Here is a 20,935-nt window from a genome sequence, read left to right on the forward strand (position 1 = left end):
CGTCGTGGCGTCCGCCGACGCGGTTCCATCCGCCGGCGCGGTTCCGTCCGCCGGCGCGGTTCCATCCGCCGGCGCGGTTCCGTCCACCGGCGCGACCGTGATCCGTACCGTGTCGTCCGTGGTCGTCACCCGGCCACCTCGATCGCGTTGTGGGCGGTCCGGGCCATCCGGGCGAAGTCGACAACCTGGGCGGCGACGACGGCGAGCTTGCCGGCGTCCCGCTCCGCGACGGACTCCGCCGACGCACCCGGCAGGACGTCCAGGGTGGCACCGAACGGCGTCGGCCACCCCCGCAGAGCGTGCACGATGGCCCGCAGCGCGGCCAGCGTGATCCCGCCCGCCTGGGGGCCCGCGGACGTCACGACGCAACCGACGGCGCGGCCGTCCAGGTACGGCCGGTCATCGCAGCGCAGGTCCTCGAGGTAGTCCAGCGCGTTCTTGACCATGCCGGAGACGCCGCCGTGGTAGCTGGGGGTGGCGAGGATGATCCCGTCGGCGCGGGCGACGGCCGTGACCAGCTCACGGGCCTGCCAGGTGCGCTCCGGATGCCTGGGCCGGAACAGCGGCAGCGATCCGAGGAAGGCCCCGCCGTAGATCCGGACCTCGGCACCGCGGAGCCCGGCCTCCTCCAGCGCTCGTGCCAGGGCCCGCTCGGTCGCCGACCCGGGGCCTTCCGACCCGCCGATGCCGACCACCAAGGGTCGCTTTCCGAGCGCGTCCATCGCTTCTCTCCCCGCTCCTCGGGTTCAGCTCGCGTCGCGCAGGCTGCGCGGGCGCATGTCGGTCCACACCTCGTCGATGTGGGCCAGGCAGTCCTGTTCGGGCCCGGCGAAGCCGGTCGCCCGCCAGCCGGCGGGTACCGGGGCGGCCTCGTCCCAGATCGAGTACTGCTCCTCGTCGTTCACCACGACCAGGAAGGTGCGGCCTTCAGTCCGTTCGTGGGTGGCGGCGGGGTGGTTGGACGGGCGCTCGGCCATCGTGCGTGCTCCTCTACTTGCGGGTGTCCTTGACGATCCGGCCGCCCTTGATCACGAGCACCACGCGCTCGGGATCGTCGAAGAGGGCGGGCTCGGTCAACGGGTCGAAGTCGACCGCTACCAGGTCGGCGTACTTGCCGGGGGCGATGGAGCCGATCCTGTCGGCGACTCGCATGATCTTCGCGTTGACGGAGGTGGCGGACTTGATCGCCGGCATCGCCCCGATGACCTCCGCCTTCAGCGCGATCTCGAGGCCGCGGCGGTTCTGGTCGGGGCCGATCAGGTCGGATCCGGAGCCCACCGGCACGCCCGCGGCCATGGCGGCCCGGATGCCGTCGATCATCCCGTCCATGGTGCCGCAGACGCGGTCGCGGATCTGCGGGGGCAGCCCGTGGACGTCGAAGTTCTCCTCCAGCACCTTGGCGATCGCCAGCGTCGGCACCAGGCTGACGCCGTGCGCGGCCATCATCGCCGCGGTGGGCTCGTCGATGCCGGTGCCGTGCTCGACGCACTCGACGCCGGCCGTCACCGCGTTGCGGATGCCGGGGACGTTGTGGGCGTGCACGGTGACGTATGTGTTGCGGGCATGCGCCTCAGCGACCGCCGTCGCTATCTCCTCCACGGTGAACTGGGTGTCGGAGAGGTTGTCCGCGATCGACACCACGCCGCCGGTGACCGCCATCTTGAGGAAGCTGGCGCCCTGGCGGAAGCATTCACGGGCGGCCTTGCGGACCTCGTCGCACCCGTCGGAGATGCGCCCGACCGCGGTGAGCCCGCGTACCCGGAAGTGGAAGGTCTCGTCCGGGCCCACGAACGGCGAGCCGAGGTGGCCGTGGCCGCCGCACTGCACCAGCGGGGACGCCGAGGCCCAGATGCGCGGGCCCGGCACCAGGCCGCGGCCGACCGTACGCAGCACACCATGGTCGATGCCGCCGCAGTCGCGCACCGCGGTGAAACCCGCGTCGAGGGTCTGGCGCAGGGTCCGGAAGATGTCGGCGGCGCGTTCGGCGACCGACAGCTCCATGTTCAGCACCGCGCGCATCTCACTGGAGTGGCCGATGTGGACGTGGGCGTCGATCAGCCCGGGGAGCAGCGTGAGCCCGGACAGGTCGACGAGGTCGGCGTCGCCGGGCAGCCCGGGAGAGCCCACCTCGGCGATCCGCTCCCCCTCGACGAGGATCTGGACGTCGGTGGCCGGTTCGTCGGCGAGGCCGTCGATGACGGTGGCGCCGGTGAGAAACATGCTCATCAGGAACCTCTCTTCTTCGCCGCGAGGACCGGCGGCAGTAACCGGTTGCTGACGAAGAACCCCAGCATCTTGGTGAAATAGGCTCGGTCGAGTGCCGGCGCGGCGCGGTCGCCCAGCACGTCGCGCACGTTGTCGCAGGAGATGGCGGGCATCGCCCGGTCCGGGGTCTCGCCGATCATGGCCATCAGCGGCGCCAGGGCGTTGTCGTCGCCGTCGCTGTCCACCCGCTCCACCAGGGCCGAGCGCCACTGGTCGAACGGCACGGAGGCGACCGGGTAGCCGAACTCACGGATCTCTTCGAAGATCGTGTTCCACGGCAGGGTGTCCGGGTCGATCGTGTGGAAGGTACGCCCGAGCGCCGCCGCCTCGAGCGAAAGATCGATGACCTGCCGCGCCAGATGGTCGACGGTGCCGACGGAGAGCTCGTAGCGACGGTCCGGCGCCAGCCCCAGCTGGACGCAGCCCTGGATGACCTTGGTGACGTAGTCCTCCCGGTTGGACGCGCCGCTGCCACTGTCCGCCAGCACGCCGCCGGCCCGGTAGATCGACACCGGCACCCCCCGGTCGCGCGCGAGGCCGATCAGCCCCTCCGCGACCCACTTGCTCTGGCTGTAGGCGGTGTCGTGCCCGACCGCGGGCGGCAGCGGGTCGTCCTCGCCGATGCGGGCGACGTCGGGGCGCATCGCGCCGGCGAGGACCGCCAGCGTGGACAGGTGATGCACCGGCTTCAGCCGGGTGGTGGTGGCCAGCCGGAGGATCTCCTGCGTGCCGAGCACGTTCGCGGCCTTCAGCGCACGGTACGGGCGGACGAAGTTCACCCACGCACCGCAGTGGTAGATCGCGTCGACCTGCTCGGCGAGCGCGGCGAACTCGGCCTCGCCCAGCCCGAGCCGGGGCCGGGACAGGTCGCCGGGCACCGCACGAAGCCGCTCGCCCCAGGAGGTCCGCAGGCCGTACGAGGTCAGATTGGCCCGTACCCGTTCCAGGCCGCTCTCCTGGTCGGCCGCGCGGACCAGGCAGAGGACGGTGGCATCGGTGCGTTGCAGGAGCTCGGCACACAGGTACGCACCGACGAACCCGGTCGCGCCCGTCAGCAGTACGGTTCCCGGCGCCCCCGCGGTCACCGGTGGCAGCCCCGCCGCGGTGATCGACTCCTCCAGCACGACCTCGTCCTCGAGGACGATGCCGGTGCCCGCGGGTGCCGAGGGAGGCTCTCCGAGTGCCCGGCCGACGAGGTCCGCCATGCCGGCGACCGTGCCCGCCGCGAACACGTCACGGGCGCTCAGATCGACCGCGCCCATGCGGCGCAGCTCCCGGGTGAGCTGCGTGACCATGAGCGAGTGCGCGCCGAGGTCGAAGAAGTCGTCGTCGACGCTGACGCGTTCCAGGTCCAGCAGGTCGCACCAGATGCGGGCGATCCGCCGCTCCCGCTCGGTGCGGGGACCCACGAACCCGTCGTCGAGCCGCAGCTCCGGCGGCGTGGGCCCGGCCGGCTCAGCAGCGAGGCTCTCGGTGGCCCGCGGTCCTCCCGGATCGATCCAGTGCCGCTCGCCCTGGAACGGATACGTCGGCAGGGAGACCCGCCGGGGGTCGGCCGTGCCGTGGAACGCCACCCAGTCGACATCGACGTTGGACTGCCACAGCCGCCCGACGGCGGAGACGAGATGGGCCAGGTCGGGCAGGACGTCCCGGGGCAGGCTCATGGTGGGCACCGCGACGGGAGTCGGCGCGAGCCGCTGCGATCCGGCCAGTGAGCTGAGGGTACGGCCGGGGCCGACCTCCAGCAGCACCCTGCCGGGCTGGGCCAGCGCCTGCCGCAGGCTGTCGGCGAACCGTACCGGCCGGCGCAGGTGGCGGGCCCAGTACGCCGGGTCGGTGGCCTCCTCGGCGGTGAGCCAGGTGCCGGTCACCCCCGAGAGCATGGGCAGCTCCGGCGCCGCCAGGCTGATCTTGCCGACCTTGCGGGTGAAGTCGTCCAGGTAGGGGTCGACCATCCAGGAGTGGCTGGCGACCGGGACGCTGACCTTGCGGCAGTCGATGTCATCCCCGCGCAGCCGGGTGCGCAACGCGAGGATGTCCTCGTCGGGCCCGGCGACCACGGTGAGGTCGGGGGCGTTGACGGCGGCCACCGACACCCGGTCGGAGAGCATCGCGGCGACCTCGGCCTCGGGAAGCCCGACGACCAGCATGGAGCCGGGCGGCATCGCGGCGAACAGTTCACCGCGGGCCAGGGTGATCTCCAGAGCACCCTCGAGGGTGAACACGCCGGCGAGGCAGGCCGCGACGTACTCGCCGAGGCTGTGGCCGAGCAGGGCCGCCGGTCGCACGCCCCAGGCCATCAGCTGGCGGGCCAGCGCGTACTCGATCACGAAGAGCGAGGACACGACGCCCGCACCCTGGTCGCGGCCCATGGTGGCCGCTCCCCCGGCGAGCTCGCGGCCCTCCAGGGGCGTGAACGCGGCCGGGAACAGCAGCCGGCGCAGGTCGAAGCCCAGACGCGGCCGCAGGATCTCGGCGCAGCGGTCGACCTCGGCGCGGAACACCGGTTCGGAACGGTAGATGTCGAGACCCATGTTCGGGTGCTGCGAACCGCCGCCGGGGAATGCGAACACCGCGGCATGCGATCCGTCCGGGGCGCAGCGGGTGGCCAGCCGGCGCGGGTCCTCGCCGCGCAGCACCCGTACGGCGTCGGCGTGGTCGGTGCAGACGACGGCACGGCGGAGCCCGAAGGCCCGCCTGCCGTCCTGCAACGTGAAGGCCACGTCGGACAGTTCGGGCGCGCCGGCAGCCGACAGGGCGTCGGCGAGCCCGCGGGTGGCGCTGTCGAGCGCGGCGGTGGTCCGCGCGGAGACCGGCAGCAGCTGCCACTGCCGCGCCTGGGTCGCGGGGCGCCGCACCTCAGGCGCCTGCTCCAGGACGACGTGCGCGTTGGTGCCGCCGACACCCAGCGAGCTGACCCCGGCACGCCGCGGGTGCCCGGTGGTCCGCCACGGTTCGGCCTTCGTCGGTACGTAGAACGGCGTCTCGCCGAGCCGCAGGTGCGGGTTCGGCATGGTGAAGTTCGCGGCCGGTGGCACCTCCGCGTGGTGCAGGGCGAGGGCGGCCCGCAGCAGTCCCGCCAGGCCCGCGGCGGCGTCGAGGTGACCGATGTTCGCCTTGACGGAGCCCAGCGCGCAGGAGCCGGGGACGATGCCGCCGGCGCCGTACGCCTGACTGAGCGCGGTCGTCTCGATCGGGTCGCCGACCTGGGTCGCCGTGCCGTGTGCCTCCACGTATCCGACGGTGGCGGGATCGATGCCGGCGACGGCCAGCGCGGAGGTGACCACCCGAAGCTGCCCGTCGACGCTGGGGGCGGCGTACCCCGCCTTCATCGCCCCGTCGTTGTTCACGGCGGAGCCGCGGATGACGGCGTACACATGGTCGCGGTCGGCGAGGGCGTCGGCGAGCCGGCGCAGCATGACCACGACGACGCCGTTGCCCGGCACGGTTCCCCCGGCGGTGACGTCGAACGGACGGCAGTGACCGTCGGCGCTGAACAGCCCGCTCTCCGCGACCGGGTAGCCGGTCTTGAGCGGTACGTTCACCGTCACACCACCGACCAGCGCCGCGTCGCACTCGTAGCTCAGCAGCGACTGACAGGCGAGATGCGTGGCGACCAGCGAGGTCGAGCAGGCCGTCTGGACGGTGAGCGCGGGACCGGTCAGGTCGAGCAGGTGCGAGACCCGGGTGGCGACGAAGTCCTTGTCGTTGAACATCCGGGCCAGCGGCGCCATCGGCGAACGCTGGAACCGCGCGTTCGTGGCGAGGTTCTGCAGCAGATACTTCGTGAAGAACGCGCCCGCGAACACGCCGACGTCGCCGGGGAACCGGCCGGGGTCGTGACCGGCGTCCTCCATGGCCTCCCAGGCGGTCTCGATCAGCATCCGCTGCTGCGGGTCCATGGTCCGGGCCTCGGCCGCGGTGAACCCGAAGAACTCGGCGTCGAAGCGATCGGCGTCCGGCAGGTGCCCGGAGGCGGGCACGTAGTCCGGATCGGCCAGCGTCTGCTCGTCTATCCCCGCCGCCAGCAGCTCCGTGCGGCCGAACCGGGTGATGGACTCGACGCCGTCGCGCATGGTGCGCCAGAACGCCTGCGGGGTCCGCGCGCCGGGAACCCGGCAAGCGACCCCGACCAGGGCGATCGGCTCCAGCCCCTCGGCTTCGGTCGCGCTCATCCGTTTCCTGCCTCTCCTGTGCGCTGCTCGTGGCCTGGCCGCCGTGCGGTGCGGTCGCTCATGCCCGGTCCCGTCCCGCACGGCGCCGGGCGAAGGCGGCGGCGCGCCGGCCCGCAGACTCGCGGGCCCGGTCGATCCCGGCGTCGCTGCGCTGCGCCCCCGAGGCCGAGACCAGGCCCCGGACCGTGGGATAGCGGAAGATGTCGACGAGCGATACCCGGTCGCCCAGCACGGGGACCAGCAGCGTCCGCAGCCGTACGGCGAGCAGCGAGTTCCCGCCGACCTCGAAGAAGTTGTCGTGCGCGCCGACCCGCTCGGCGCCGACGACCTGGGCGAACACGCGGGCGACGCCGGTCTCGGTCGCGCCCTCCGGCGGCTGGTACTCGCGCGCCGCCTGCCGGCCCGGTTCGGGCAGCGCGTCCCGGGCGACCTTGCCGTTCGGCGTGCTGGGCAGCCGGTCGAGCAGCACGACGTCCGCGGGCACCATGTAGTCGGGCAGGGTGCGGGCGCAGAACGCGCGCACGTCCGCGGCCGCCGGCGGTGCGTTCTCGCTCGCGGGAACGCCGTACGCGACGATCCGGCGGCCCGCGTGCTCGCCGCGCACGACCACGACCGCGGCCCGCAGGCCGGGATGCGCCGCCACGACGTTCTCGATCTCGCCGAGCTCGATCCGATGGCCGTGGATCTTGACCTGGTGGTCGAGCCGGCCGAGGAACCACAACGCGCCCTCGGCGTCGCGGCGCACGAGGTCACCGGTGCGGTAGAGCCGTTGCCCGGGAATCCCCGAGAACGGATCCGGGATGAACCGCCCGGCGGTGAGCGCGGGACGCCCGAGATAGCCCCGGGTCACGCCGAGGCCGCCGAGCAGCAGTTCGCCGGGTACGCCCGGAGGCGTGGGCCGCAGATGGGCGTCGACGACGTAGGCCCGGGTGTTGGCCATCGGCTCACCGAGGACCACCGGGCGGCCGTTCACCTCCGCACTCGTCGCCCACACGGTCACCTCGGTCGGGCCGTACATCGAACGGACCGCCGGGACGCTCTTGGCCAGCTGCTCGGCCAGCGGATCGGGCAGCGCCTCCCCGCCGACGAGCAGGCCGGTCAGCTCGCCGAGCGCCGCGGCGTCCTCGTCGTCGACCAGCAGCCCGGCCACCGACGGCGTGCATTGCAGGTGGGTGATGCCGTGCCGGCGGATCTGCGCGGCGATCGGCTCGTCGGCGCGAACCCGGCGGCTCCGGTCCTCCGACAGCTCCCGCACCAGCCGGAGCTGGCCGAGCGCGTCGAGCACCTGCTCGTGCGGCACCCCGAAGTCGATCAGGCAGGCCGCCTCGTCGACGCCGATGGCCTTGAGCTGGTCGATGAGGTCGGCGCAGTGTTCCGGCGTACCGAGCAGCCCGGAGGTGTCGAAGAACCGCTCGAACGCCCGCGCCACCAGCATGTCCAGCTCGTCCGGGGGCAGCGTCCGGGGGTCGGTGTCGTCGCCCATCGCCGCGCCCAGCCCGGAAAGCAGGTCGAGGGAGGACTTGATGTACGCGCACAGCGGCTCGCGCACGATCTCGCGTACCTCGTCGGCATCGGCGCCGACGAACGTGTGCAGCATCAGCGTGACCCGGCCGTCGCCGGGGTGCCCGGCCTCGCGCCACGCCTGGCGATAGAGGGCGATCTTCTCGGCGAGCTGCTCGGCGGAGTGGCCCAGCATGTGCGTCAGCAGGCCGGCGCCGAGCTCCCCCGCCAGCCGGAACGTCTCCGGGCTGCGGGCGCTGGTGATCCACACCGGCAGGTCCCGCTGCACCGGCGGCGGGAAGACCGAGACGTCGACGTCACGGCCGACGCCGTTGCGGCGTGTCAGGCTGTCACCGCGCCACAGCCGCCGCAGGGTGGCGACGCCGTCGAGCATGGCCTGCTTGCGATCGGCGTAGGTGTCCGGTGCGAGCACGAAGTCGTCCGGCTGCCATCCCGAGGCGACGGACACTCCGACCCGGCCCCCGCTGATGTTGTCGAGCACCGACCATTCCTCGGCGACGCGCAACGGGTCGTGCAGCGGGAGCACCACGCTGCCCGCGCGGATCCGCACGCGCTCGGTGATGGCGGCGACGGCGGCACCGGTGACCGCCGGGTTCGGGTACAGGCCGCCGAACTCGTGGAAGTGCCGCTCCGGGGTCCACACCGCGTGGAAGCCGTGCCGGTCGGCGAACTTCGCGCCCTCGATGAGCAACCTGTACCGGTCGGCCGGGTCGCCGCCGCGGTCACCGCCGAAGTAGAAGAGGCTGAAGTCCATCGTGCGCGCCTGCGCCGCGGCGGGAACGACCGTGCCACCGCCCGGCGCCGTCGTCCGGGTGGGTTCGTCGCCGCGCAGCACCACCCGGTGGCCGCGGGCCAGCGTCCACAGCAGCTCCAGCACGGAGATGTCGAACGACATGCTGGTGACGGCCAGCCAGCTCGCCGGGCCGGCGCCCGGGATCAGCGGATCCATGCCGGCGAAGAAGTTCCCGACGTTGCGGTGCGTCACCATGACGCCCTTGGGCGTGCCGGTGGACCCGGAGGTGTAGATGACGTACGCCAGGTTGTCCGGGGTCAGCGCCGCCGGGGCGACCGGTGCGGCCCCGTCGCCGCCGGTTTCGTCGACGAGCAGGGCCTCGGCGGGCAACCGGGTGGCGCGCTGCGCCAGGGTCGCGCTGGTCACGACGACCCGGGCCCGCGCGTCGGCGACCATGAACGCCAGCCGGGCGTGCGGATATCCGGGGTCGAGCGGCAGGTACGCGCCGCCGGCCTTGAGGACGGCCAGAAGCGCGATCACGAGGTCCGGCGACCGGTGCAGGTACACGCCCACGGGGACGTCCGGGCCGACGCCGCAGGCGCGCAGCCGCGCGGCGAGCGCCTCGGCGCGGGCCTCCACCTCGCGGTAGGTCAGCGCCTGATCGGGTGCGTCGTCGACGTGCATCAACGCCGGGGCGTCCGGCGTCCGGGCGGCCTGCTGCGCGATCAGGTCGTGCACCAGCGCGTCGGGCACCGGCACCGGTGCCGGGTTGAGATCGGCGAGCAGGTGCCGGGACTCCTCGGCGGACAGCAGCGGGAGGGTGCTGATGCGGGCGTCGGGCTGGGCCACCGCGGCGCTGAGGACCGTGGTGAAATGGCGGGCCAGCCGGTGCGCGGTCTCCCGGTCGAACAGGTCGGTCGCGTACTCGAGCCGCCCGGACAGCGTGTCTCCCGTGCTGGTCAGGCCCAGTGTCAGATCGAACTTCGCGCTTCCGGTGTCGCCGGGCACCATCCTGACCTCGCAGCCCGGCAGCACCAGCTCGCCCTGCTCACCCTCCTGGTGACTCACCATCAACTGGAAGACCGGATTGTGGGCGGTGTCCCGGCTCGGGTGCAGCTCCTCGACCAGCTTCTCGAAGGGCAGCTCCTGGTGTGCCAGGGCGAGCCGGGCCTCGTCGCGGGTCCGGCCCACCAGCTCCCGGAACGTCGGATCGCCGCTGAGGTCCAGGCGCTGGACGACGGTGTTGGTGAAGAACCCGATCAGCGGCCGGACCGCCTCGGTGGTACGGCCGGCGACGGGCGAACCGACGATGGCCTCCTGCGCACCGGTGTAGCCGTGCACGAGGACGCCGAACGCCGCGAGCAGCACTGCGAACGGCGTAGCGGCGCTGTCCCGGGCGAGCGTGGCGAGCGCGGCGGTGGGAGCCGAACCCACGGTGAACGGGACGTGCCCGCCCCGGTGGCTCTGCACCGGCGGTCGCGGACGGTCGGTGGGCAGGGTGGCCAGGACGGGCGCATCCGCGAGACGGTCGCGCCAGTATTCCAGCATCTCGGCCAGCTCGGGCCCGGCGAGGCGGGCATGCTGACGCTCGGCGTACTGGGCGTACTGCAGGGGCGGCTCGGGCAGGTCGGCGGCCGTGCCCGTCCGGTGTGCGCGGTACAGCGCCGACAGTTCGCGGCCGATGATGCCGAGTGACGCGCCGTCGCAGACCAGGTGGTGCAGCGTGAGGCACAGCCGGTGGTCCGTAGGGCCCAGCCGCACCAGCAGCGGGCGGATCATCAGGTCCGACTCGAGGTCGAACGCGGTCCTGGCCTCGTCGGCACAGATCCGCTCGGCCTCGGTGGCGTCGGCGGCGTCGCGGACCTCGACGGTGATGCGGGGTGCCGGCTGGACGAACTGGCGCGGTTCGCCGTCGACCACGCGGAACGTCGTCCGCAGCACGTGGTGGCGGCGCACGAGCTCGGTCAGCGCGTAGTCGAGTGCCGCCACGTCCAGGGGACCGTTGATCCGGTAGACCATCGGCACGACGTACACCGGATTGCCGGGGTCGAGCTGGGCGAGGAACCACAGACGCTGCTGCGGGTACGACAGGACGTGGCCGCGGGTGGCGATGCGTTCCCGCAGGCGTTCCGCCAGCAGTGCCCGGCGGGCGGCCGGATCGGCGGGCAGGTCGGAGATTCCCGGGTTCTCGGTCACCGGTCGGCCTCGTTCTCGGCCATGGTCTGGAGCAACTCCTCGACATCGGCGTCGGACATGTGCTCGAGCCGGTCCAGGAAAGCGGCGTCGGTGTCGAGCAGGTCGGGCGTGGCGGCCCCGGCCGCGGCGTCCACCTCGGCGGCGAGCGCGGTGACCGTGGGGGTGAGCAGGAAGCGGCGCAGCGGCACGTCGGTCCCGAACCGCTCGTTGATCCGCGCGACGAGTCGCATGGCGAGCAGCGAGTGGCCGCCGAGCCGGAAGAAGTCGTCGGCGCGGCCGACCCGCGTCAGTCCGAGCGACTCGGCGATGAGCTCGGCGACCGCGAGCTCCGTGGCGGTACGCGGCGGCTCGTAGCCGGCCGCCTCGTCCGGGTCGTCGCCCTGCGGCAGCGCGGCCCGGTCCACCTTGCCGCTCGCGGTCATGGGCATCGCGGGCAGCCGGACGAAGCGCGAAGGCATCAGGTATGGGGGCAGCCGGTCCGCCAGGAAGTCCCGCATTTCCGCGGTGGTCGCCGCGCCCACGACGTAGGCGGCGAGGCGGCGTCCGCCGGGTGCGTCCTGGACGACGACCGCGACCTGGGCGACGCCGGGGTGGGCGGCCAGCACGGCCTCGACCTCGCCCGGCTCCACCCGGAAGCCGCGGATCTTCACCTGCCCGTCGGCCCGGCCGAGGAACTCGATCAGGCCGTCCCGGCGGAGGCGGACGAGGTCGCCGGTGCGGTACAGCCGGCCGCCGTCGCCGGCGTGGGGATCCGGCACGAATCGCTGGGCGGTCAGGCCGGGCCGCCCCGCGTAGCCGCGCGCCACACCGGGACCGCCGATGTACAGCTCGCCCGCCACGCCGGCCGGCACCGGCGCCAGGTGGGCGTCGAGCACATGGGCGGTGGTGTTGGCGATCGGCCGGCCGATCGGCACCGACGTCGCCTCCGCGGGGACTTCCTCGATGAGGTGGCAGACGGCGAAGGTGGTGGCCTCGGTCGGCCCGTAACCGTTCATGAGCCGCTCGGGCCGCTGCGCGGCGGGCGCGCCGAGCAGCCGCCGGACGCGGTCGGCGTGGAGCGCATCGCCGCCGACGAGCAGCGTACGCAGGCCCGCGAAGGAGCCGGGATGATCCGCCATCACCTCGGTGAACAGCGCGGAGGTGAGGAACATCGCGGTCACGCCGTGGTGTTCGAGCGCGCGGCCGAGGCCACCGGGGGTCAGCAGCGTCTCGGTGTCGATGACGCACACCGTGCCGCCGTGCAGGAGCGCCCCCCACAGTTCGAAGGTGAGCGCGTCGAAGGAGGCGTCCGCGACCTGGGCGAAGCGCTCGCCCGGGCGGAACTCGGCGTAGTCCGTACCGCACACCAGCCGCAGCACCGACCGGTGCTCGACCATCACGCCCTTCGGCCGGCCGGTGGAACCGGACGTGAAGAGAATGTAGGCGAGGTTGCGGGGTCCTGCGGTCAACGGCGGCGCGTCGGCCGCGGCGCTCGTGACGTCCTCCATGGTGAGCACGGGGAGGCCGGTCAGCAGCCCGCCGAACGGTGAGCGCGTGACGACGGCGGCGAGATCCGCCTCGCCGGCCATCAGCTCCAGGCGCTCGGCCGGGTAGCCGGGATCGAGCGGCACGTAGGCGCCGCCAGCCTTGAGCACCGCGAGAACCGCGACGATCATCTCGCCGCCCCGCGGGAGCAGCACGCCGACCGGGCTGTCGGGGCCCACGCCGTTGGCACGCAATGCGTGGGCGATGCTGTTCGCGCGCCGGTCGAGTTCGGCGTACGTGTATTCGCGGTCGCCGTCGACGATCGCGAGGGCATCCGGGCGAGCCGCGACCTGCTCGGCGAAGAGCTCGGGAATCGTCCGCCCGGCCGAGTAGTCGGTGACCGGACCGGACGACGGCTGCTCACCGACGGGCATGGGCAGCCGGTCGAACGACGTGGCCGGGTCCGCCACCGCCGCGTCGAGCAGCGCCAGATACCGCTCGACGAGCCCGGCGGTGGTCTCGGCGTCGAACAGATCCGTGGCGTACTCCCAGATCAGCGTGATCGGGTCGGCGTCGTCGAGCACCGCGTGCCCGGCGCGCTGCTCGGCGCGGGGCACCACCACGACGTTGATGTCGGTCTTGGCCGAGCCGTTGTGCCGTTCGAGCACGGTGCCCCGGACCCCGGCGAAGTCCAGCTCGGGCACCTGCGAGTCGTGGAAGCTGAACATGGCCTGGAACAGCGGGTTGCGGCCCGGGTCACGCGGCAGGTCCAGCGCGTCCACGAGCAGCTCGAGCGGCATGTCCTGCCACTGGCTGGCCCGGCCGACGGTGGCGTGGGCGCGGCCGACGAGCTCGTCGAAGCCCGGCGCGCCCCGGAGGTCGATCCGCAGCGCCAGGGTGTTGACGATCATGCCGATCAGGTCCTCGGTCTCGGCGAGGCGACGGTTCGCCACCCCGCTGCCGACGACGACCTCGTCCTGCCCCGCGTGGCGGGACAGCAGGGCGGCGAAGCCCGAGAGCATCACCGAGTAGAGCGTGACCCCGCGAGCCCGGCTGTAGTGGCGGAGCCGGCCGCTGAGCGCGGGCGGCACGTCGACCCGCAGCACGGCACCGCGGAAACTCTGCACCCGCGGGCGCGGGCGGTCGAGCGGAAGCTCCAGCGCGGTGGGGCACCCGTCGAGTTCGGACGTCCAGTACGCGAGGAACTTGTCGAGGACGTCACCGCGCAGCCAGTTCCGCTGCCACCGCGCGAAGTCGGTGTATCGCGGCTCCGGAAGTGCGTCGTGAACCTCGCCGTCGAGGGCGGCCGGGTAGATCCGCTGCAGTTCGCGGACGAACAGGGCGAAGGACCAGCCGTCGTGCACCAGGTGGTGTTCGACGTGCACCAGCGTGTGGTCGTCCTCGGCCTGGCGGATCAGCACCCAGCGGGCCAGCGGCGGGCGGGCGAGGTCGAAGGGCGTACGCACGGTGTCGGCGACGATCTCCTCGACGCGGTCGTCGCGCGCGCCGGCGGGCAGTCCGGTCAGGTCGACGATGGGGAGCTCGACCGGCATCGGGGGCATCGGCCGCTGGGTCGGCGTACCCGCCTCGGCGACGTACGCGCAGCGGAACACCTCGTGCCGGCGCACGATCTCGGTGAGGGTGGCCCGCAGGGCGTCCGGGTCGAGGGGTCCTCGCAGCCGGAGCGTCGCCTGCGCGTTGTAGGCGAGGTTGCCGGGGACGAGCTTCTCGAGGAACCACACGCGCTCCTGCGGGAAGGACAGCGGTGCGGGGTCGTCGCCGGTGGTGGTCTCGATCGGCGGTGGGGTCAGCCCGTGCCCCTCGCCGCCGTCGAGCACCGCCGCCATCCCGGCGACGGTCGGCGACTGGTACAGCAGGCGCAAGGGCAGTTCCCGGCCCAGTTCCTGGCGTACGCGGGCGGCGAGGCGCCCGGCCAGCAGCGAATGCCCGCCCAGCGCGAAGAATTCCTCGTGGATGCCGACCCGTTCCAGGTGCAGCAGCTCCGCGATCATCTCCGCGAGCGCCTGCTCGGTGGGGGTCCGGGGTGCGACGTAGTCCTGGTGGGACCGTCCGCGGGGCGGTTCCGGCAGCGCCGAACGGTCGATCTTTCCACTCGGGGTGAGCGGCATCGTGTCGAGGACGACGACGTCGGCCGGCACCGTGTGCTCGGGCAGCCGGCTCCGCAGGTGCGCGAGGAGCTGCTGCGGATCGGCGGTGCCGGTGACGTAGCCGTAGAGCTCGTCGCCGCGGCCGAGGTCGAGCGGCACCACGACGGCGTCGTGGACGGCGTCGTGCTCGGCGAGGCACCGGGCGATCTCCTCCGGCTCGATCCGGACACCGCGGATCTTGACCTGGTTGTCGACCCGGCCGAGGAACTCCAGGTTGCCGTCCGGATGGCGGACGACCAGATCGCCGGTGCGGTACCGGCGTCCGCCCGGCGTGGCCGGGTCGGGCACGAACCGCTGGGCCGTCAGTCCCGGCCTGCCGAGATAGCCCCGGGCCACGCCGGCGCCGCCGATCAGCAGCTCGCCGGGCACGCCCGTCGGCACCGGGCGCAGCCGGTCGTCGGCGACGACCACGTCGGCCCCGAGGATGGCGGTGCCGATCGACGGCTTCCCGTCGTCCGCCTTGACGTCGGCGGCGGTGGCCCAGACGGTGGTCTCCGTCGGGCCGTAGGCGTTGACCATCCGGCGCCCGGGCTGCCAGCGCCGCACCAGGTGCTCCGGCAGCGCCTCGCCGGCGCAGATCACCGTACGCAGGGCCGGCAGTTCCTCGGCGGGAAGCGTGGCCAGGACGGAGGGCGGGACGGTGAGATGCGTGATCCCGTCACGGCGCAGCAGGTCGGTGAGGCCCGGACCGGGTGCCAGCGCGTCCCGCGAGGCCAGCACCAGTGTGGCGCCGGTGGCCAGCGCCATCACCGTCTCGAACACCGAGGCGTCGAAGCTGGACGGCGCGAACTGCAGGACGCGGTCCCCGGGACCGACGTCGAACGCGGCCTGCTGGGCGGCGACGAGGTTCGCCAGGCCGCCGTGGGTGAGGGTGACGCCCTTGGGGCGGCCGGTCGATCCCGAGGTGTAGATGACGTACGCCGCGTCGTGGGGGCCGACCGGCACGGCGGCCGACGGCGCGGTGGAGACGTCCGGGCCGACCACGTCGAGGCCGTGGCCGAGAACCGCGGCGGAGACGGGGTCGGCCACCAGGAGGCGGATCCCCGAGTCGGCGATCATGTATTGCAGGCGCTCGGCAGGGTAGCCCGGGTCGAGCGGCAACCAGGCGGCCCCGGCGCGCAGGACGCCGAGAACGGCGACCGGCAGGTAGTGCGACGGGCTCCCGGAGATCCCGACGAGGGTGCCCGGCCCGGCGCCGCGCTCGCGCAGCGCGGTGGCGAGGCGGGCGGCGGCGTCGTCGAGCTCCCGGTACGTCAGCGTGCGGGTGCGGAACTCGACGGCGACGGTGTGCGGCGTGAGCGCCACCTGCCGGGCGAAAATGTCGGCGAACAAGGGCGTATTCTTGGCCATCACCATTGAATTCCTTCTAGCGAATGCTCATGAATGCGAAGACGGCGAGAACAGCATTCGCCCGGATTCCGGCGAATCGATGACGAGTCGGCACGCCGCACCGAAGGTGTATTCACGCTGTTCGGCGGTATCGGCGCCGGACAGTCGGATCCCGATTTCCGTGATCCGTTCCGGCGCGCCCTGCGCCGGGCACAGCCGCAAGGTCAGATCCGGCCCGCGGAGCACGCCGTCGTCGCCGGCGGCGAAGCCGACCGGTGCCAGCGCGGCGGTCAGCCGGGCGGCCCGCTCCGGGGTGGTGACGAGGGTGACGCTCTCGATGTCACGCATCAGCATGCCGTCGCCGGACCCGCCCACGACGGCGTCGAGATAGCCGGCCCGGGTCAGGGATCCGTCCGGCGCCGGGGCCGCCCCGACGGCTGCCAGGTAGGCCGGGGTGACCTCGTTGAGGAACAGCACCATCGGGCATGCCGGGCCCAGCCCGACGCTGATGCGGTGGTACCACGGCTGAGGCTCGTCATGGCCGGGCAGCGTGCGCCGCACCAGATCCTGGTGATACGCGACGCCGGCGTCGTCGAGCACGGCCCGCGCCCGGGCCGACGATCCGGGCTGCTCGAAGGAGAACACCAGCCCGCCGACGAGGGCGCCCGCGCCGGCCGGGGGCGTACCGAAGAGCTCGATCAGGGTGTTGTCCCCCGCGAGCCCCAACGTGGAGTACGAACCCGCCACCGAACTGTCCGCGTGCTTCAGCTTGCGCCGCGCGAAGCGGGAGCCGAGGAACGGAGCATCCGCGACCGCCTGGTAGTCGGCGGGGTCGAGCAGGACCATGACGTGGTCGAGGCGCGGCACCGGCGGCGCCTGGACGGCGGTCTTCTCCATGCGGGCACTCCGAATTCTCGGCGGACATTCGAGCTGTTGCGAGTCTGCACCGCCGGACCCCGGGAAAGCAGTGGGGGAACCCCTGTACCGGGGCCGGGCACCCCCTGGGTCGGTCCAGGGTAAGAATTCCGACCGGCGGCCGGAAAGAATGGCGGGAGCGGCGCCGGGTGTGCTTTTCTGGGCGGCGAGAACCGCCCATCCCGGCGAGGGGGAAATCGTGCTCATTCGTCTACTCGGCACCGTCTCCGTGAACGTCGGCGGTGCCCTGCGCGACATTCGGGCGAGCAAGGTCCGCGCGATGCTGGCCACGCTCGCGCTGGACCCCGGACGCCCGTTGTCCTACGACGACGTCGCGACCGAGCTGTGGTCGGGACGGTCGCTGTCCAACGCCCGCAATGCCGTCCAGGCGCACGCGGCCCGGCTGCGCAAGCTGGTCGACGGCCCCGGCGGCATCGCGATCCGTGCGGTGCCCAACGGCTACGTGCTCGACGTCGCACCGGAGGAGGTGGACGGCAGCCGGTTTCTCACGCTCGCCGCACGCGGCGCCGCGCTGGTGCGCAGCGAACCGCACCGCGCGATCGAGCTGCTCGAGGAGGCGATGCGGCTCTGGCGCGGCCCGGCCCTGCTCGACGCCGGCGACGGGCTGCGCTGCCGCTCGGCGGCGATGCTCTTCGAGGAGCGCAAGCTCGACGTGTGGGAGCTCGTCTCCACCGCCCGGCTGGCCGTGGGTGACAACGTGACCGCCGCCGCGGATCTCGGCCCGCTGGTCGCGCAATACCCGTTGCGGGAAGTGTTCTGTGAGCAGCTGATGCTCGCGCTCTACCGCTGCGGCCGGCAGAGCGACGCCCTGGCGACGTTCCACCGCACGCGCCGGCATCTGGACGAGGAACTGGGACTGCAGCCCAGCCGCCCCCTGCGGCAACGCTACGCCGAGATTCTCGCCCAGGACCCGGCGCTGGCCGACGGGCTGGTGGGAGTCACCTCGGCCGGCTGACCGGCGGCCGCACCATCTGCTGCACCAGCGCGGTGCACGCCGGATCGGTACGCCCTTCGAGGTGGAACTCGACGTACAGCGCCAGATCCGCGACACCCCGGCGATTGGTCTCGAGGGCGTCGAGCCGGGCCGCCGCACGGAAAAGGGCGCCCACCGGCACCGGGTGCCGGAACCGCAGCTCCCGCACCCCGGTGTTGATCACCGCACCGACGCCCCGCACCTCGAAGATCTCGGCGAGCAGCGCCGGAACCAGCGACAGCAGGTAGTAGCCGTGTGCGATGGTGCCGCCGAACGGGCCGGCCGCGGCCCGGTCCGGATCGACGTGGATCCACTGCCGGTCCCCCGTCGCGTCGGCGAAGCGGCTGACTTCCGCCTGCTCGAGTCGTCGCCACGGGGTGACGCCGAGGGTCCGGCCCACCTCTCCCGCCAGCGCGGGCACGCCGTCGAACACCCGCCGCGGTCCGGGGATCACGTCTGTAGGACTCACCTGCACCTCCAGCTCCGTGCGGTCAGCGTGCCGAGCCGCGCTGACCGCCTGTTGACGAGCCGATGACCGCGCCGGGGGCGTCAGTGATCGGTCAGCGCCCGGTCAAGGAGCGGTCGCCGGCCGGTCAGGGCTCCCGCAGAGACTGACAGTGGTGACAGCGAAGGGATTCAACGTGAGCCGGTCGGCAGTGCTGGTGGGGATCGGCAGTTTCCTGCCGCCCCGGGTCGTGTCCAACGCGGACCTCGTCGCGCGTCTCGACACCACGGACGAGTGGATCTGGGCCCGTACGGGCATCGCGCAGCGGTACTACGCGGACCCCGGCATGGCGACCTCCGACCTGGCGGTGGGCGCGGGCGCGGCCGCCCTCAAGTCCGCGGGCGAGACCACGGTCGACACGGTCGTGGTGGCCACCACCACGCCGGACCGCCCCTGCCCCGGCACGGCACCGCTGGTGGCGAGCCGCCTCGGCATGACCGGCGCGGCCGCGTACGACGTCAACGCCGTGTGCACCGGCTTCCTCTACGGCCTCGCCACCGGCGCCGGGCTGATCGCGGGCGGCTCGGCCGATCGGGTTCTCGTCATCGGCGCCGAGACGTTCTCCAGCATCCTCGATCCGGCCGACCGTACGACCTCGGCGATCTTCGGCGACGGCGCGGGCGCCGTGGTGCTGCGCGCGGGCACGGCCGACGAGCCCGGCGCGATCGGCCGTTGCGACCTGGGCAGCGACGGCGAGGGCTACGACATGATCACCGTACGGGCGGGCGGGTCCCGGTCACGACTGGCCGCGACGTCGCCGGAACCGGGCGACCACTACTTCACGATGGCGGGCCGCGAGGTCTTCTGGCGGGCCGTGCAACGGATGTCCGACTCCTGCCGGGCGGTGCTGGAGCAGGCCAAGATGACCACCGAGGACGTCGACCGGCTCGTCGGGCACCAGGCCAATCAGCGCATCCTCAACCGGCTCGCCGACAACCTCGGCATTCCCCGCGAACGCTGCGTCAGCAACATCGCCGAGGTGGGCAACACGGCCGCGGCGTCGGTGCCGCTCGCACTGGACCACGCCTGCGCGGCGGGGCTGCTGCGACCCGGGCACCGGGTGCTGCTCACCGCGTTCGGCGGCGGCCTGACCTGGGGGTCGACCGTACTCACCTGGCCGGCGCTGAACCGGGGGTGAGCCGGCCGCCCCTCGACCACCCATTCCCCGACGGATGAAGGAGTCCCGAGATGAGCACCATGTACGAAACCCTGGTCGACCTGCTGGTGACCAAGTTCAAGGTCGAGCGCGACGAGATCCAGCCCGGCATCACCTTCGAGGAGCTGGAGATGGACTCGCTGTTCATGGTCGAGCTGCTCCTGGAGGTGCAGACCACGACCGGCGTGCGGATCAGCGAGGACACCGCCACCCCGCGGGACACCATCGAGCACGCCGCCGACATGATCGAGAAGCAGGTGGCCGCGGCGGCGGCGTCATGACCCGTCCGGCGATCGCGGTGACCGGCCTCGGCCTGGTCACCGCCGCCGGCATCGGCGTCGCCGCCAACCGGGAGATGATCTGGTCCGGTACGCCGACCGCGCGCCGGGACCCGAAGCTGGCCGGGCTCCCGGTGGACATCTCCTGCACGGTCCCGGATTTCGACCCGGCCCGGCACGTGGGCCGGCGCAGCGAGCTCAGTCACGACCGGTTCGTCCAGCTGGGGCTGACCGCGGCGGCCGAGGCGATCGCGGATGCCGGCCTCGACCCGTCGACCTGGGACGGTGCGCGGGTCGGCGTGGTGATCGGCTGCGGGCTCGGCGGCGTGTCCACCTGGGAGCGGCAGCATCGCCAGCTGCTGGGCCCCGGGCCGGAGACCGTGTCGGCGCTGCTGATCCCGATGCTGGTGCCGAACATGGTGGCGGGTCATCTGGCGATCCGCTTCGGCGCGACCGGGCCGAACTTCGTCACGGCCACCGCCTGCGCCTCCGGGGCCACGGCGATCGGGTCGGCCATGGCCCTGCTGCGCGACGATCTGTGCGACGTCGTCCTCACCGGGGGCGCCGAGGCCGGCGTCAGCCCCCTGATCGTCACCGGGTTCGCCCGGATGGGTGCGCTCTCGGGCCGCCTCGACGACCCGGCCGCCGCGTCCCGCCCCTTCGACGTGGACCGGGACGGGTTCGTCGTCGGTGAGGGCAGCGGGATCCTCGTGCTGGAACGCGAGACAGACGCCCGCGCTCGCGGCGCCACCATTCGCGCCCGGGTCGCCGGGTACGGCAGCTCCGCGGACGGGCACCACATGACCGCGCCCGACCCGACCGGGGCCGGCGCGACACGGGCCCTGTCCGCCGCCCTCGCCGACGCCGGCCTCGGGATCGCCGACGTCGACCACGTCAACGCGCACGGGACGTCGACACCGCTCAACGACGTCACGGAGGCACGGATGCTGCGCCGTACGCTCGGCGACCGGGCCTCCGTGACCTCGGTCAAGGGCGTCGTGGGGCACTCGCTCGGCGCCGCCGGTGCGATCGAGGCGGCCGTGACCGCGCTGACCGTGCAGCAGGCGTCGGTGCCGCCGACGGCGAACCTGGACAGCCTGGACCCGGAGATCGAGCTCGACGTCGTGGCCAAGGCGGCCCGCGCGCAGCCGGTCGAGGTCGCGGTGAGCAACTCGTTCGGGTTCGGCGGCCAGAACGCCGTGCTCGTGTTCACGCCCTGACACCAACTCGTGTTCC

At 73.0% G+C, this 20,935-nt stretch carries 12 protein-coding genes; 4 read left to right on the forward strand and 8 right to left on the reverse strand.

Translation table 11 applies throughout. From position 1 onward, the window contains the following. Positions 1-125 precede the first annotated feature (125 nt). The 7 genes from ACIBO8_RS30095 to ACIBO8_RS30125 are packed head-to-tail and all read right to left on the reverse strand — an operon-like array spanning position 126 to position 16,748. On the reverse strand, positions 126-722 hold the full coding sequence (locus ACIBO8_RS30095) for an NADPH-dependent FMN reductase (RefSeq protein ID WP_396118736.1): 597 nt from the start codon (positions 720-722) through the stop codon (positions 126-128). A gap of 24 nt (positions 723-746) precedes the next feature. Beyond that, positions 747-977, reverse strand: a complete 231-nt coding sequence (locus ACIBO8_RS30100) for an MbtH family protein (protein ID WP_396118737.1) — start codon at positions 975-977, stop codon at positions 747-749. Between the two features lie 13 nt (positions 978-990). After that, a complete protein-coding gene (locus tag ACIBO8_RS30105; protein WP_396118738.1) occupies positions 991-2,226 on the reverse strand; it encodes an amidohydrolase family protein in 1,236 nt (411 codons plus the stop codon). Continuing rightward, on the reverse strand, positions 2,226-6,440 hold the full coding sequence (locus tag ACIBO8_RS30110; protein WP_396118739.1) for a type I polyketide synthase: 4,215 nt from the start codon (positions 6,438-6,440) through the stop codon (positions 2,226-2,228). Before ACIBO8_RS30110 ends, ACIBO8_RS30105 begins: the two co-directional genes overlap by 1 nt. A 58-nt stretch (positions 6,441-6,498) precedes the next feature. Continuing rightward, a complete protein-coding gene (locus ACIBO8_RS30115; protein WP_396118740.1) occupies positions 6,499-10,890 on the reverse strand; it encodes a MupA/Atu3671 family FMN-dependent luciferase-like monooxygenase in 4,392 nt (1,463 codons plus the stop codon). Then, complete coding sequence (locus ACIBO8_RS30120) at positions 10,887-15,872, reverse strand: amino acid adenylation domain-containing protein (RefSeq protein WP_396118742.1); 4,986 nt, start codon at positions 15,870-15,872, stop codon at positions 10,887-10,889. Before ACIBO8_RS30120 ends, ACIBO8_RS30115 begins: the two co-directional genes overlap by 4 nt. Positions 15,873-15,899: 27 nt before the next feature. Continuing rightward, positions 15,900-16,748, reverse strand: coding sequence for a DUF5829 family protein (locus ACIBO8_RS30125; RefSeq protein WP_396118743.1), 849 nt, complete (start codon positions 16,746-16,748; stop codon positions 15,900-15,902). Between the two features lie 217 nt (positions 16,749-16,965). On the opposite strand from ACIBO8_RS30125, the gene ACIBO8_RS30130 reads away from it, so the two are divergent. After that, positions 16,966-17,742: a BTAD domain-containing putative transcriptional regulator gene (locus tag ACIBO8_RS30130; protein ID WP_396118744.1), complete on the forward strand. Its 777-nt coding sequence runs from the start codon at positions 16,966-16,968 to the stop codon at positions 17,740-17,742. On the opposite strand, the gene ACIBO8_RS30135 is transcribed toward ACIBO8_RS30130, so the two are convergent. After that, positions 17,726-18,229 carry a MaoC family dehydratase gene (locus tag ACIBO8_RS30135; protein WP_396118745.1) on the reverse strand — a complete coding sequence of 168 codons (504 nt, stop codon included), beginning with the start codon at positions 18,227-18,229 and terminating at the stop codon, positions 17,726-17,728. The genes ACIBO8_RS30130 and ACIBO8_RS30135 overlap by 17 nt on opposite strands. A gap of 172 nt (positions 18,230-18,401) precedes the next feature. Between ACIBO8_RS30135 and ACIBO8_RS30140 the strand changes: the two genes are divergently transcribed. From ACIBO8_RS30140 to ACIBO8_RS30150, 3 genes are read left to right on the forward strand one after another with little or no spacing between them, the layout of a single operon-like run. Further along, positions 18,402-19,403: a beta-ketoacyl-ACP synthase III gene (locus ACIBO8_RS30140; RefSeq protein ID WP_396118746.1), complete on the forward strand. Its 1,002-nt coding sequence runs from the start codon at positions 18,402-18,404 to the stop codon at positions 19,401-19,403. Between the two features lie 50 nt (positions 19,404-19,453). Beyond that, positions 19,454-19,702: an acyl carrier protein gene (locus ACIBO8_RS30145; RefSeq protein WP_396118747.1), complete on the forward strand. Its 249-nt coding sequence runs from the start codon at positions 19,454-19,456 to the stop codon at positions 19,700-19,702. Then, the gene (locus ACIBO8_RS30150) at positions 19,699-20,919 is read left to right on the forward strand and encodes a beta-ketoacyl-[acyl-carrier-protein] synthase family protein (protein ID WP_396118748.1); all 1,221 of its coding nucleotides are present in this window, start codon (positions 19,699-19,701) and stop codon (positions 20,917-20,919) included. Before ACIBO8_RS30145 ends, ACIBO8_RS30150 begins: the two co-directional genes overlap by 4 nt. Positions 20,920-20,935: the final 16 nt, after the last annotated feature.

The organism is Actinoplanes sp. NPDC049681 (genome assembly GCF_044465265.1).
GTDB lineage: Bacteria > Actinomycetota > Actinomycetes > Mycobacteriales > Micromonosporaceae > Actinoplanes.

What these genes read in the sequence shown, in the direction of transcription:
- ACIBO8_RS30100 (WP_396118737.1), bottom strand. Translation starts at nt 977, where the DNA reads ATGGCCGAGCGCCCGTCCAACCACCCCGCCGCCACCCACGAACGGACT.
- ACIBO8_RS30125 (WP_396118743.1), bottom strand. Translation starts at nt 16,748, where the DNA reads ATGGAGAAGACCGCCGTCCAGGCGCCGCCGGTGCCGCGCCTCGACCAC.
- ACIBO8_RS30145 (WP_396118747.1), top strand. Translation starts at nt 19,454, where the DNA reads ATGAGCACCATGTACGAAACCCTGGTCGACCTGCTGGTGACCAAGTTC.
- ACIBO8_RS30105 (WP_396118738.1), bottom strand. Translation starts at nt 2,226, where the DNA reads ATGAGCATGTTTCTCACCGGCGCCACCGTCATCGACGGCCTCGCCGAC.
- ACIBO8_RS30110 (WP_396118739.1), bottom strand. Translation starts at nt 6,440, where the DNA reads ATGAGCGCGACCGAAGCCGAGGGGCTGGAGCCGATCGCCCTGGTCGGG.
- ACIBO8_RS30150 (WP_396118748.1), top strand. Translation starts at nt 19,699, where the DNA reads ATGACCCGTCCGGCGATCGCGGTGACCGGCCTCGGCCTGGTCACCGCC.
- ACIBO8_RS30095 (WP_396118736.1), bottom strand. Translation starts at nt 722, where the DNA reads ATGGACGCGCTCGGAAAGCGACCCTTGGTGGTCGGCATCGGCGGGTCG.
- ACIBO8_RS30120 (WP_396118742.1), bottom strand. Translation starts at nt 15,872, where the DNA reads ATGGCCAAGAATACGCCCTTGTTCGCCGACATTTTCGCCCGGCAGGTG.